This window comes from uncultured Roseicyclus sp., from assembly GCF_937892565.1.
Lineage (GTDB): Bacteria > Pseudomonadota > Alphaproteobacteria > Rhodobacterales > Rhodobacteraceae > Roseicyclus.
Genome location: NZ_CALAHQ010000070.1, coordinates 1 through 12,587, shown reverse-complemented (window position 1 = coordinate 12,587; position 12,587 = coordinate 1). Strand labels below are relative to the sequence as shown.

15 protein-coding genes are annotated in these 12,587 nt (G+C 63.9%); 5 read left to right on the top strand and 10 right to left on the bottom strand.

Annotated elements, in window-relative coordinates:
* Positions 1–96: 96 nt before the first annotated feature.
* Positions 97–561 carry a DUF4174 domain-containing protein gene (locus tag Q0094_RS09775; protein WP_297618526.1) on the top strand — a complete coding sequence of 155 codons (465 nt, stop codon included), beginning with the start codon at positions 97–99 and terminating at the stop codon, positions 559–561.
* Between the two features lie 45 nt (positions 562–606).
* On the opposite strand, the gene Q0094_RS09770 is transcribed toward Q0094_RS09775, so the two are convergent.
* The 5 genes from Q0094_RS09770 to Q0094_RS09750 all read right to left on the bottom strand — a co-directional run bounded on the left by Q0094_RS09770 (position 607) and on the right by Q0094_RS09750 (position 5,278).
* A complete protein-coding gene (locus Q0094_RS09770) occupies positions 607–2,652 on the bottom strand; it encodes an acetyl/propionyl/methylcrotonyl-CoA carboxylase subunit alpha (RefSeq protein ID WP_297618523.1) in 2,046 nt (681 codons plus the stop codon).
* Positions 2,653–2,788: 136 nt separating this feature from the next.
* The gene (locus Q0094_RS09765) at positions 2,789–3,163 is read right to left on the bottom strand and encodes a hypothetical protein (RefSeq protein WP_297618519.1); all 375 of its coding nucleotides are present in this window, start codon (positions 3,161–3,163) and stop codon (positions 2,789–2,791) included.
* Entirely contained in the window at positions 3,160–3,300 is a 141-nt protein-coding gene (locus Q0094_RS09760; RefSeq protein ID WP_297618516.1) for a hypothetical protein, read from the bottom strand. The genes Q0094_RS09765 and Q0094_RS09760 overlap by 4 nt, the downstream gene beginning before the upstream one ends.
* Positions 3,297–3,707, bottom strand: a complete 411-nt coding sequence (locus tag Q0094_RS09755; protein ID WP_297618513.1) for a RidA family protein — start codon at positions 3,705–3,707, stop codon at positions 3,297–3,299. Before Q0094_RS09755 ends, Q0094_RS09760 begins: the two co-directional genes overlap by 4 nt.
* Positions 3,708–3,745: 38 nt before the next feature.
* Complete coding sequence (locus tag Q0094_RS09750) at positions 3,746–5,278, bottom strand: acyl-CoA carboxylase subunit beta (RefSeq protein WP_297618510.1); 1,533 nt, start codon at positions 5,276–5,278, stop codon at positions 3,746–3,748.
* Between the two features lie 244 nt (positions 5,279–5,522).
* Here Q0094_RS09750 and Q0094_RS09745 point away from each other — a divergent pair, with 244 nt between their 5' ends.
* From Q0094_RS09745 to Q0094_RS09730, 4 genes are all read left to right on the top strand, one after another.
* On the top strand, positions 5,523–5,876 hold the full coding sequence (locus Q0094_RS09745) for a DMT family protein (protein ID WP_297618507.1): 354 nt from the start codon (positions 5,523–5,525) through the stop codon (positions 5,874–5,876).
* Positions 5,877–5,950: 74 nt separating this feature from the next.
* Positions 5,951–7,165 carry a multidrug effflux MFS transporter gene (locus Q0094_RS09740; protein ID WP_297618504.1) on the top strand — a complete coding sequence of 405 codons (1,215 nt, stop codon included), beginning with the start codon at positions 5,951–5,953 and terminating at the stop codon, positions 7,163–7,165.
* 59 nt (positions 7,166–7,224) lie between these two features.
* Complete coding sequence (locus tag Q0094_RS09735) at positions 7,225–8,658, top strand: short-chain fatty acyl-CoA regulator family protein (protein ID WP_297618501.1); 1,434 nt, start codon at positions 7,225–7,227, stop codon at positions 8,656–8,658.
* A 33-nt stretch (positions 8,659–8,691) separates the two neighbouring features.
* Positions 8,692–9,162: a CoxG family protein gene (locus tag Q0094_RS09730; protein ID WP_297618498.1), complete on the top strand. Its 471-nt coding sequence runs from the start codon at positions 8,692–8,694 to the stop codon at positions 9,160–9,162.
* A gap of 124 nt (positions 9,163–9,286) precedes the next feature.
* On the opposite strand, the gene Q0094_RS09725 is transcribed toward Q0094_RS09730, so the two are convergent.
* The 5 genes from Q0094_RS09725 to Q0094_RS09705 form a co-directional block, all read right to left on the bottom strand.
* Positions 9,287–9,529: a YdcH family protein gene (locus tag Q0094_RS09725; protein ID WP_297618495.1), complete on the bottom strand. Its 243-nt coding sequence runs from the start codon at positions 9,527–9,529 to the stop codon at positions 9,287–9,289.
* Between the two features lie 96 nt (positions 9,530–9,625).
* Positions 9,626–10,318 (bottom strand): HAD family hydrolase, encoded by a 693-nt coding sequence (locus Q0094_RS09720; protein ID WP_297618492.1) that lies wholly within the window; start codon positions 10,316–10,318, stop codon positions 9,626–9,628.
* 151 nt (positions 10,319–10,469) lie between these two features.
* Positions 10,470–11,405, bottom strand: a complete 936-nt coding sequence (locus tag Q0094_RS09715; protein ID WP_297618489.1) for a DMT family transporter — start codon at positions 11,403–11,405, stop codon at positions 10,470–10,472.
* A 40-nt stretch (positions 11,406–11,445) separates the two neighbouring features.
* A complete protein-coding gene (locus Q0094_RS09710) occupies positions 11,446–12,051 on the bottom strand; it encodes a LysE/ArgO family amino acid transporter (RefSeq protein WP_297618486.1) in 606 nt (201 codons plus the stop codon).
* An 87-nt stretch (positions 12,052–12,138) separates the two neighbouring features.
* Positions 12,139–12,587 (bottom strand): M23 family metallopeptidase (locus tag Q0094_RS09705; RefSeq protein WP_297618483.1); only part of this gene is annotated, 449 nt, incomplete at its 5' end.

The window sequence follows — 12,587 nt, the reverse complement described above, 5'->3', positions numbered from 1 at the left end:
CGGACCGCACCCTGCGCAAAAATCTTCGCTTTCGCGCCGACGCTTCCTATATCGACCTTGAATGGAGGACCGATGCGACCACAGCACCTTGCCCTGTTGACAGGCCTTTTTCTGTCGTTTCCCGCCATCGCCCTGACGCAAGGCGATGCCGCTGGTGTCGTGGCACCACAAACGGGCGACGATGCGCCATCCGCCATGATCGATCCGATGGAACCCCGCCATGCACGCGATGTGACGCTCGACGAGTTTTTGTGGATCGCGCGCCCCTTGGTGGTGTTTGCCGATTCGCCCGCCGATCCCCGGTTTCGCGAACAGTTGCAGATGCTGGCCGCGCGCCCCCAACCGCTGTTGGACCGCGACGTGGTCATCATCATCGATACCGATCCCACAGAACAAACCGCGCTGCGCACCGCATTGCGCCCGCGCGGATTCACGCTGGTGATCGTGCAGAAGGATGGTCGTGTCGGCCTGCGACGCCCCAGCCCGCGGGATGTGCGCGAGATCGTGCGCGGCATCGACAATTTCGCCCTTCGCCAGGAAGAGATACGGATGGGGGAATAAAGCCCCGCCCGTCTGGCGATATGCGGCGCGGCGCGGGGCACGGGCTTATTCGAACTCCATGATGATCTGATCGACCGCAAGGCTGTCACCCGGGCCACAGGTGATCGCGGCCACCACGCCACGGCGTTCGGCGCGCAGGATGTTTTCCATCTTCATCGCCTCGACGGTGCACAGCGTCTGGCCTTCCTGCACCTCCTGGCCCACCTCCACATCGATACGCACGATCAGACCCGGCATCGGGCACAGCAGGAATTTGGACGTGTCCGGCGGCAGCTTTTCGGGCATCAGGCGCGCCAGTTCGGCCTGACGCGGCGTGCGCACATGCACCTTCAGATCGGCGCCCCTTGTGCGGATGCGAAAGCCGCCGGGGATCTTGCCGACCTTGAGAACAAGCGGCGCGCCGTCAACCGTCAGGCGCGCCAACTGATCGCCCGGTGTCCAGTCCGACGTCACGCGCATCACGGCGCCATCGGCGAAGGACAAGGTCGATCCTTCATGGTCGGCAGCGATGGTGAGGGGGTATTCCTGAGCTTGCAGCCGGACAACCCAATCGCTGCCCACGCGGCGTTCGTGATTGTCCATCCGGCCCGAGACGCGGGTGCGCCGGATTTCGGCCACCCGGTACATCGCCGCTGCCGCTGCCGCGACGCGCTGGGCGGCATCGGCGGCCAGAGTGGCACCGCCAAAGCCTTCGGGATATTCCTCGGCGATGAAGGCGGTGGTGATGTTGCCGCTGACAAAACGCTCATGTTCCATCACCGCCGACAGGAACGGCAGGTTGTGGCCGATCCCTTCCACCTCGAAGCCGTCAAGTGCCACGCGCATCGCCTCGATCGCGCCCAGACGGTCGGGCGCCCAGGTGCAGAGCTTGGCGATCATCGGGTCATAAAACATCGAGATCTCGCCGCCCTCAAAGACGCCCGTGTCATTGCGCACGGCCGTTTCGCCGACAGGCGCATCGCCCTGCCATTTGCCCGACTGGTTGAGAGGGCCCGCCTGGATCTCGGCGGGGGGGCGGTAGCGCGTCAGCCGCCCGATCGAAGGCAGGAAATTGCGATAGGGGTCTTCGGCATAAAGCCGGCTTTCCATCGCCCAGCCGGTCAGCCGGATATCGTCTTGGGCAAAGGGCAGCTTTTCGCCCGCCGCCACGCGGATCATCTGTTCGACCAGATCGATGCCGGTGATCAGTTCGGTGACGGGATGTTCCACCTGAAGCCGGGTGTTCATCTCGAGGAAATAGAAATTGCGGTTGCCATCCACGATGAATTCCACCGTGCCCGCCGAAGTGTAGCCCACCGCACGCGCCAGCGCACAGGCCTGTTCGCCCATCGCGCGGCGGGTGGCGGCATCGAGGAAGGGCGAGGGCGCTTCTTCGATCACCTTTTGATTGCGGCGCTGGATCGAACATTCCCGCTCGCCCAGATAGACGCAATTGCCATGCGCATCGGCCAGCACCTGAATCTCGATATGACGCGGCTGGGTCACGAATTTCTCGATGAAGATGCGGTCATCCCCGAAAGACGATTTCGCCTCGTTCTTCGAGGCCTGAAAGCCTTCGCGTGCCTCAAGATCGGTCCAGGCAATGCGCATGCCCTTGCCGCCGCCGCCCGCACTGGCCTTGATCATCACCGGATAGCCGATTTCGTTGGAGATCCGCACCGCTTCATCGGCATCCGCGATCAGGCCCATATAGCCCGGCACGGTCGAAACCCCCGCGTTGGACGCGATCTTTTTGGAGGTGATCTTGTCGCCCATCGCCTCGATGGCGCCCGTCGGCGGGCCGACAAAGGCAACGCCCGCGCGGTCCAGCGCTTCGGCGAATTTCATGTTCTCCGACAAGAACCCATAGCCCGGATGCACCGCTTCGGCGCCGCTGGCGGTGATGGCTGCCATGATCTTGTCGATCACGATATAGCTTTCCGATGCCGGCGGCGGGCCGATATGGACCGCTTCATCGGCCATCTTGACATGCAGCGCACCCCGGTCGGCATCCGAATAGACCGCAACCGTGGCAATTCCCATCTTGCGGGCAGTCTTGATGACGCGGCAGGCGATCTCGCCCCGGTTGGCGATCAGAAGCTTCTTGAACATGGGCTGTCGTCCCTTCGTAGCGGGGCTGGGCCCCCGTTCTGGTGCAAAAGAAATGCGCGCATCGTGGCGGGCGCAGTCTGCCTATCGGATGGGGGATGGCCTGCTGGCCTGCTCTGGCCCTTGTCGACGGGTCCGATCATTCGATCGCCTCTTGCCACAAGCCGCTGCCGTCAAAGGCCTCGGGGAAGGCGGCGCGCGCGCGATCCTCGTCGATGATCAAAAGCGCCTCGTAGCTTTCCGGGTCGAAACGGTCTTCGGCCGGGATCACCTCGCGGCCGAAAAGCCACGACAGACGCCCTGCATCCAGATTGCCGCGTTCAAAGGGCTCGGTGCCAAAACACAGCCACAATGCCTCCATGAAGGCAGCATCCGCGCGCCGGTCGGCGGGCCGCCGGTCGGGGAAGCGTTCGCGCCGGATCAGTCTGGATGCCCCCTCCTTGTTGGCGCGGCGGATCGTGAATTGATAATCCGTTCCCGGAAGGCGGCCGGGAAATCCGCGATGCTTGATCATTGGCGCGCCTGTGTGGTCGGGGTGGCGGCAACGCTGTGCCGGAAGGGCGTCGTCAAGCGGCACGATTGCGCGCGGCGTGCCGTCAGCGCGGCCTTTCGGGCCAAGGGCAGGGCAAGCCAAGGGGTCAGCGCGTTCATGGCGTTTCAGTCTCTGGGCGACGTGCGATGCAATCGATCTCGACCAAGGCCCCAACGGCCAGCGCGGTCACGCCCACGGTCGTGCGCGCGGGCCGGCGATCGGGCGGGAAAAAGGTCTGATAGGTCTCGTTGAAGGCGGCATAGTCGCGCTCGAATTCCGTCAGATAGGCACGCATCTGCACCACATGGTTCAGGTCAAGACCCACACCCCTGAGCACCACGCGCAGATTTTCCATCACCCGCACCGTTTGCGCCGCCACGCCTTGCGGCAGGGGGGCGTCCGGGGCTGCCGGATCGGTCGGCATCTGGCCGGTCAGGATCACCCAGCCATCCGCCTCGACCGCGTGCGAAAAGGGCGCGACGGGGCGGGGTCCGCCGGTGATCATGTGAAAGATGGGTTCGCTCATCATCGGCTCCCGTAGGGCGGGACTGGTCCCGCCATGGCTTACAGCGGAATGTTGTCGTGTTTCTTCCAGGGCATCTGTTTGCGCTTGGTGCGCAGCTGGGCAAAGGCGCGACAGATGCGTCGGCGGGTCGATCGCGGCTGGATCACCTCGTCGATGAAACCACGCTCGGCCGCCACAAAGGGGTTGGCAAAGCGGTCTTCGTATTCCTTGGCGCGTGCCGCGATCTTGGCGGGATCACCCAGTTCGGACCGATACAAGATCTCGGTCGCGCCCTTGGCCCCCATCACCGCAATCTCCGATGTGGGCCAGGCATAGTTGATGTCGCCACGCAGATGCTTGGACGACATCACCACATAGGCCCCGCCATAGGCCTTGCGGGTGATCACTGTCACCTTCGGGACCGTCGCCTCGCCATAGGCAAACAAGAGCTTGGCGCCATGCTTGATGACGCCGTTATATTCCTGCGTCACGCCGGGCAGGAAGCCGGGCACATCGACCAGCGTCAGGATCGGGATTTCGAAGCAATCGCAAAACCGCACGAAACGTGCCGCCTTGCGCGCGCTGTCGATATCCAGAACCCCCGCCAGCACCATGGGCTGGTTGGCCACCACGCCCACCGTCTGCCCCTCGAGCCGGATGAAGCCGGTGATGATGTTCTTGGCGAAATCTTCCTGAATCTCGTAGAAATCGCCTTCATCCGCGACCTTCAGGATCAATTCCTTCATGTCGTAGGGTTTGTTGGGATTGTCGGGGATCAGCGTGTCAAGGCTTTCCTCGATGCGGCCGGGATCGTCATAGAAGGGCCGCACAGGCGGCTTTTCGCGGTTCGACAAGGGTAGAAAATCGATCAGCCGGCGCACTTCGTTCAGCGCCTCGACATCGTTTTCAAAGGCGCCATCGGCGACCGAGGATTTGCGCGTATGGGTGGTGGCCCCGCCCAGTTCCTCGGCGGTCACGACCTCATTGGTGACGGTTTTCACCACATCGGGGCCGGTCACGAACATGTAGGAGCTGTCCTTGACCATGAAGATGAAATCGGTCATCGCCGGGGAATAGACCGCGCCCCCCGCGCAGGGGCCCATGATCAGGCTGATCTGCGGCACCACGCCCGAGGCTTCGATGTTGCGCTGAAACACCTCGCCATAGGCAGCAAGGCTTGCGACGCCTTCCTGAATGCGCGCGCCACCGCTGTCGTTGATGCCGATGACCGGCGCGCCGTTCTGGATCGCCATATCCATGATCTTGCAGATCTTGGCGGCGTGGGTTTCCGACACCGATCCGCCCAGAACGGTGAAATCCTGACTGAAGACATAGACCATCCGGCCGTTGACCGTGCCCCAGCCCGTGACAACGCCATCGCCCCGCGGTTTGGACTGTTCCATGCCGAAATCGGTGCAGCGATGGGTGACGAACATGTCGTATTCTTCAAAGGACCCTTCGTCGAGCAACAGCTCGATGCGCTCGCGGGCGGTGAGCTTGCCCTTGGCATGTTGCGCCTCGATGCGTTTTGCACCGCCCCCCAGACGCGCCTCGCCGCGGCGGTTTTCAAGCTCTTGCAAGATATCCTTCATGCCCGTCCCTTCCCCATCGGTCTGGCCCCATCGGGGCCCGCCCGCGCGCTCAGCCCCCTGATCCGGGGCGGACCCTAGGGCTGTCTTGGCACTTGCGCGAGTCTGAATCCGCATATTTGCAAATCAGTTTGCGGATCGGATCCGTTTTTTGCAAATCTGTGAAGTCATCTTTTGGCGCTCGCACAAGGCCGAGCAAGACGCCAGATTATGCATCGTTCCCGGTCCCACAGCCCTGGTGTGCCACATGCCGCAGATTCCCGTTCCCGTTACCACCATCGGTCTATTGATCGCCTCCAATATCTTCATGACCTTTGCGTGGTATGGGCATCTCAAATTCAAGACAGCGCCGCTTTTTGCGGTGATCCTGATCAGCTGGGCCATCGCATTTTTCGAGTATCTGCTACAGGTGCCCGCCAATCGGATCGGGCATGGCCATTTCTCGGCTGCCGAGCTCAAGACCATCCAGGAGGTCATCACACTCACGATCTTTGGCATTTTTTCCGTCGTCTACCTGCGCGAGCCCTTGGCATGGAACCATCTGGTGGGTTTTGGGCTGATCGCTGCGGGGGCGTTTTTCGTCTTTCACCGCTGGGGCTAGCGCACAGCGTCCCGCGCAAGGCCGCACGCCACGGGGGCTGGACGTACGCGGCACTTCGGCCTAATTGACGCGGCATGGCCACCCATCCGATGGTGCGGTTTCTTGACCGCACGACCCCGCCTCATATCGTCACGCTGATCTTGCTCACCGGGCTCGGTGCGCTGTCGATGAACATCTTCCTGCCCTCTTTGCCGCGCATGACCGCGCATTTCGCGACCGATTATCGGCTGATGCAGCTTTCGGTGGCGCTTTATCTGGCGGTGAACGCGGCGTTGCAGATCCTGATCGGTCCGATTTCCGACCGCTATGGGCGGCGGCCCGTTTTTCTATGGGGTGTGGCGGTGTTCATGCTGGCGACGCTGGGATGTCTGTTTTCGCCCACGATCGAGATTTTCCTGCTGTTTCGCATGCTGCAGGCGGTTGTCGTGGTGGGTCTGGTCTTGGGGCGGGCGGTGGTGCGCGACATGTATCCCGCCGATCAGGCCGCCAGCCAGATCGGCTATGTCACCATGGGCATGGCCGTGGTGCCGATGATCGGCCCGGCCATCGGCGGCGTGCTGGACGAAAGCTTCGGCTGGCAGGCGAATTTCTGGATGCTGTTTGGCTTGGGTGGTTTGGTTCTGGCGCTGACATGGCGCGATCTGGGTGAAACCGCGTGCCCCGGATCGGGCAGTTTCGCCGCGCAGTTTCGCCAGTATCCCGAATTGCTGACCTCGCGGCGGTTTTGGGGCTATTGCCTGGCTGCGGCCTTTGCCTCGGGGGCGTTCTTTGCCTATCTGGGCGGCGCGCCCTATGTCGGCTCGGTGGTCTTTGGCCTGTCGCCTGCGGCGGTGGGGTTCTATTTCGGCGCACCGGCCATGGGCTATTTTTTCGGCAACTGGATCTCGGGGCGCTATTCCGTGCGCGCGGGCATCAATGCAATGGTCTTGTGGGGCACGCTGATTTCCGCCAGCGGCCTGATGGTGTCGCTGATCTTGTTCTTGTTGGGCTTCAAGACGGCGCTGGTGTTTTTCGGTTTCATGACCTTTGTGGGCTTGGGCAATGGCATGGTCTTGCCCAATGCCACATCGGGGATGTTGTCGGTGCGGCCGCATCTGGCGGGCACGGCCAGCGGCTTGGGCGGTGCGATGATGGTGGGGGGCGGCGCGGCCCTGTCGGCGCTGGCGGGCATGCTGCTGACGGGTGGGTATGGCGCCTATCCGCTGATCGGGATCATGCTGGCGGCATCGCTTTTGGCGGTGGTGGCGATCCTTTACACGATCCGCCGCGAAAAGCGCGTGCTCGGCTAAGGCTTGCACCTCGCTTTGCAAACCAGCAAACTGATCTTGCAAATCCTGTCGGAGGTCCGATGCCCCCAGCCAAGCTTTATGCCGGTGCCAAGCTGCGCGAGATTCGCAGCCGGCTTGGGCTGACGCAAAAGGATTTCGCAACCAAGCTTGCCGTGTCGTTGCCCTATCTCAACCAGATGGAGAACAACAATCGGCCGGTTTCGACCGCTGTGGTGCTGGGTCTGGCTCAGGAATTTGGCGTCGATGTCACCGAATTGCGCGCGGGCGATGCCGAACGGCTGGTTTCCGACATGCGTGAGGCCTTGGCCGATCCGGTCTTTGCCGATACCCCCCCGGCCTTGGCCGATCTGCGGCTGGCCGCCTCCAATGCGCCTGCCTTGGCGCGTGCCTTTCTCGATCTGCACCGCGCCTATCGTCAGACCCATGAGCGGTTGGCCTCGCTCGATGAGGCCTTGGGTCAAGAGCGCCTCGCCGCGCCCTCGCCTTGGGAAGAGGTGCGCGATTTCTTCCATTATTGCGACAATTACATCGATGCCGTGGATCGCGCCGCCGAACGCTTTGCGGGTCAGGCGACGGGCGATCTGGCCGCCCATACCGAAACCGTGCTGGCGGCCATGGGCCTTGTCATCCGCCACGAGGCAGGGCAGGGCGTGCGCGCCTATGATCCGGCCACCCGCATCCTGACGCTCAGCCCGCGTGCCGCGCCCGAAACCCAGCGCTTTCAGCTGTTGCATCAATATGCGCTCTTGGGCCAGGCCAAGTTGATCGAGGCGACACTCGATCTGGCGCGCTTTCAATCCGACACCAGCCGCGAAATCGCCCGGATCGGCATGGCCAACTACTTTGCGGGCGCGGTCCTTATGCCTTATGCGCGGTTTGCCGCTGCGGCACGCGAGACGCGCCATGATCTTGAACGCCTCTCGATCCAGTTCGGTGCCTCGATCGAACAGGTGGCCCACAGGCTGTCCACGCTGCAACGGCCCGGCGCCAAGGGCATCCCCTTTTTCTTCGCCCGCGTCGATCAGGCGGGCACCGTGACCAAGCGTCATTCCGCCACGCGGCTGCAATTTGCCCGCTTCGGCGGAGCCTGCCCGTTGTGGAATGTGCATCAGGCCTTTGAGACGCCGACCCGCTTCTTGCGGCAACTGGCCGAAACCCCCGACGGCGTGCGCTATGTGATCCTGGCGCGCGACGTATCGAAATCTGGGGGCGCCTGGGGCAGCCCGCAGCGCCGCTTTGCCATCTCGTTGGGTTGCGAGGTCAAGCATGCCGCCGATCTGGTCTATGCCGATGGGCTCGATCTGGACCGCGACAGCGAATACCAGCCGATCGGCATTTCCTGCCGCATCTGCGAACGCGCGCAATGCCACCAGCGCGCGGTGCCGCCGCTGGAACGCCAGCTTGTCGTCGACCCCAACCGGCGCGGCACGCTGCCCTACGAGATCAGGCCGCTGGGCGATCAGGCGTTGACGCCACGCCCCGGCCGCCCCTAATCCTGAAGCGCAACTGGCACGGAGAGCCCCCCAATGGAACTGAATGCGACCCGCATCATCGCGGCTGACCGGATGACTGTCTGGGCGGCGTTGAACGACGCCGAAACGCTCAAGGCCTGCATCCCTGGATGCGAGGAATTGACCGGCTCGCCGGACACGGGTTTTGCCGCGACCGTCACCCAAAAGGTGGGGCCCGTCAAAGCCACCTTCCGGGGTGAGGTGACATTGTCAAATATCGTGCCTGGCGAAAGCTACACCATCTCGGGCGAGGGCAAGGGCGGTGTTGCGGGTTTTGCCAAGGGCGCGGCCGAAGTGCGCCTGAGCGAAGCCGATGGCGGCGGCACCGCGCTGCATTACGATGTTCAGGCCAAGGTGGGCGGCAAGATCGCGCAGCTTGGCTCGCGTCTTGTCGACAGCTTTGCCCAGAAAATGGCCGATCAGTTCTTTGAGCGCTTTCAGACCCGCGTCGAAGGCAGCCAAGCCCAACCGCCGGCGGGGGCCTGAGCTGGCCAGACCTGGCTTGGGCCACCATTGCGATGGGCCGCCCCGTGTCAGGGGTAGCGGCAAGGGCAGGGGGCAGGGCTCTCTGATTTTTCGTAGAAGAATCGGGCTTGCCGCGGCAGCGGCCCTATCCGGCCTTGGACAGCAGCGCCGCGATCTGATCTTTCAGCATCATGCGCTCCTTGCGCATGCGCTGGGCGGTGAAATCATCCACCGGTTCCAAGCCGGTCTCGGCGCGATGCACTTCGCGATTGAGCCTGTGGTAGTCGTCCATCAGGCGGGCGAAATGCGCATCGGTCACTTTCAGATCATGGATCGCGGCAGCGGCGCCCGGAAAATCCTCGGCAAGTTCATGGGGTGTGTGCGACATGGCTGTCTTCCTGCGCTTGTGGGTTCGATCCCACAGTAGACAGGTTGCAGCCCGCGCCACCTTGCGCCAGATCAAAGGCGGCCGGGGATGGTGCAGCTATTCCGCCGCCTCGTTGCGTGCCCCGCGCCATGTCGATGTCAGCGCCTCGGGCCCTAGCGCATGCACCAGGCTGTCAGGCCCGAAAACCTCGGGCTCACCGGCGGTCAATCGCCCCGGAAAGGCCAGAACCGGCAGACCCGCCGCCCGGGCCGCTTCCATCGCGGCCGGGGTGTCGGCCACGGCCACCGTGCGCCCTTGTCCAACGCCAAGCTGGGTCAGCGCCGCGACCATTCCGGCGGGGTGGGGTGCCATGTGCGCCACATCCCCGCGCAAGATCGCCACGTCAAAGGCGACCCCGCCGCGCTCGCGTGCCGTCGCCTTGAGCAGGGCGCGCACGGGCTCCACCTCTGAGCGGCTGACCAGCGCCAGTTTCACCCCCGCGCGTGCCGCCCAATTCATCACCCGCGCCACCCCGGGCCGCAGCGGCACACCGCCTGCCAGCATGGTGGCGAATTGGCGCTGGTGGATCCGGTCCAGCGTTTTTGCATCGACAAGCTTGCCCAGATGCGCGCCATAGCGGGCCGCTAGCTGGCGATCCCCCCCCGGCCGCATCAGCTCGGCGTAGACATCCCATGACCAGTTCCAGTCGACACCATGGGTCCGAAAGGCGGCATTCCACGCGGCGCGGTCCAGTTCTGCGACCTCAGCCAGTGTTCCGATGCCACCAAAAATCACCGCTTCCAAAGTCATGACGTGCTCCCTTGCCGCAAGGGGGCGGTGATTTGATCCGACATGCAAGTGGTCAAAAGGAATTGCTGCGCTGCGGCAGAACGCTTTGGCGCCGCCCTGTGCGGGTCTTTTCACCTATGCACAATTAACAGGCGAAATCAAAAAGGTTAACTCAAGCCACAGGCGTATCGCCCTGCGCTGGGGCCGGCGCCTTGCGCCGGGCCTCGCGCCAGGTCACGACACTGATCGCCGCGATGATCAAGCTTCCGCCCAGCATCACGAACCCGTCCGCCGGTTCGCCAAAAACCAAGACGCCCAGAAGCGTGGCCCAGATCAGTTGCAAAAAGGTCACCGGTTGGGTCACGGCCAGGGGCGCGGCAGCAAAGGCAAGCGTCATGGTATAATGACCCGCCGTGGCAAGACTTGCCGTCAGAAACAGCCAGCCCAGCGCCTCCCAGCCGATGGGCACCCAGACGGCCAGCGCAAAGGGCAGCAAGATCACCGGCACGATCACGGACAGCATGAACACCACCACTTGCGGTTTGGCCTTGCCCGTCAGGAACTTGGCCATGAAGTAGCTTGCCGCCATCGCGACAGCGGTGAACAGCATGGCGATGTGGCCAATGTCGATCTCGCGAAAACCGGGCCGCACGATGATCAGCGTGCCCACAAACGCCGTTGCCACCGCCGCGATCCGCCAGGGGCCCAGACGCTCACCCAGAAACAGCACCGCCAGCAGCATCACATAGATCGGGTTGAGGTAATTCAGCGCGGTCACATCGGCGATCGGAATGCGGGTCATCGCATAGAACCACAAGATCACCGCCACTGCATGACAGGCCCCACGCAACCCGAACAGGGCCCAGGTGCGGCGCTCAAGCCGCGCGGCGCGCACGGCGGGCCACATCGGGATCAGAAAGATCAGCCCCAGCGCATAGCGCAAGAATGCCGATTGCGCGGCGGGAACCTCGGTTCCCACCATCTTGACGCTGGCGGTGACCGCCACAAAGCACAAGCCCGTCAGCATCATCCATAACATGCCGGCCAGGGGCCGCGCGGGTGCTGCGGACGCGCGGGTCAACGAGGGTTCGGGCGATCGGCTGGCCATGGCCCTGACATGACGCAGGCCAGGCACAGTGTCCAGCGGCTCAACCGCTGGCGATCAGCTTGACCGCCAAGGCCAGCATGGTCAGCCCCACCACCCCGTCCAGAATGCGCCACGCGCCGGGGCGCGCGAACAGCGGTGCCAGAACCCGCGCGCCATACCCCAGCAACCCGAAAAACACGACCGAGGCCGACAGCGCCCCCGTGCCGAAGATCCAGCGCCCCGGCCCATAGGTCGCGGCCACCGCCCCGATCAGCCCCACGGTATCCAGATAGACATGCGGATTGGCCCATGTCAGCAGCACCGCCGTGCCGATGGCCGCCCGCAGCGATCCTGTCGCCTCCCCCCCCGGATCGAGCGCGCCGCCCGTTGCCCATGCCGCGCGCAGGCTGCGGATGCCATAAGCCAGCAAAAACGCCGCCCCCCCCCAACGCATTGCCTCGATCACCCAAGGCGCGATGGCCGACAACGCGCCAAAGCCCGCGACGCCCGCAAAGATCAAGATCGCTTCCGACAGGCAGCACACCGCCACCACCGCGCCCACATGCGCGCGCCTGAGCCCTTGGCGCAGGACAAATGCGTTTTGCGCCCCGATGGCGAGGATCAGGCTAAAGGAAAGGGCAAAGCCAGCAATCCAGGCGGCGGTCATCGGATAGGCTCCGGTCAAACGACAGCCCGGCAGTCAGGCCGCGCCGGGGATTTGTCCAGCCTGCGCCACAGCGCGCAGGCCCCGAGGTCAGGGCAGATATTCGTTCGGATCGACCGATTCAAAGCCGCGGCGGACCTCGAAATGCAGGAAAGACGGGCTGCCGCCACCGACCTCGGCAATGGTCTGGCCGCCTGTCACCCTGTCGCCGCGTGCAACCGTGATGTTGCGGATATTGGCGTAAACCGTCAGCAGCCCATCGGGATGGCGGACCACAAGGATCGGGATCTGGTCGGTATCTTGCGTGATTGCGGCCACTTCGCCATCGCCCGCGGCCCGCACCGGCGTGCCGCTGGGCGCACCGATGTCGATGCCTTCGTTGCCATTGCCGTAAGGACGAATGATGTTGCCCGAAACGGGCTGGGCGAAACGCGCCGTGCTGGCAGGGGCCGCTGGGGCGGGCGGCTCTGGCGCGGCTGCGGCTGCGGGCGTCGGGGTTTGTGGCGGGGGCCGCACGGCTTGTTCGATGGGGGCGGGCA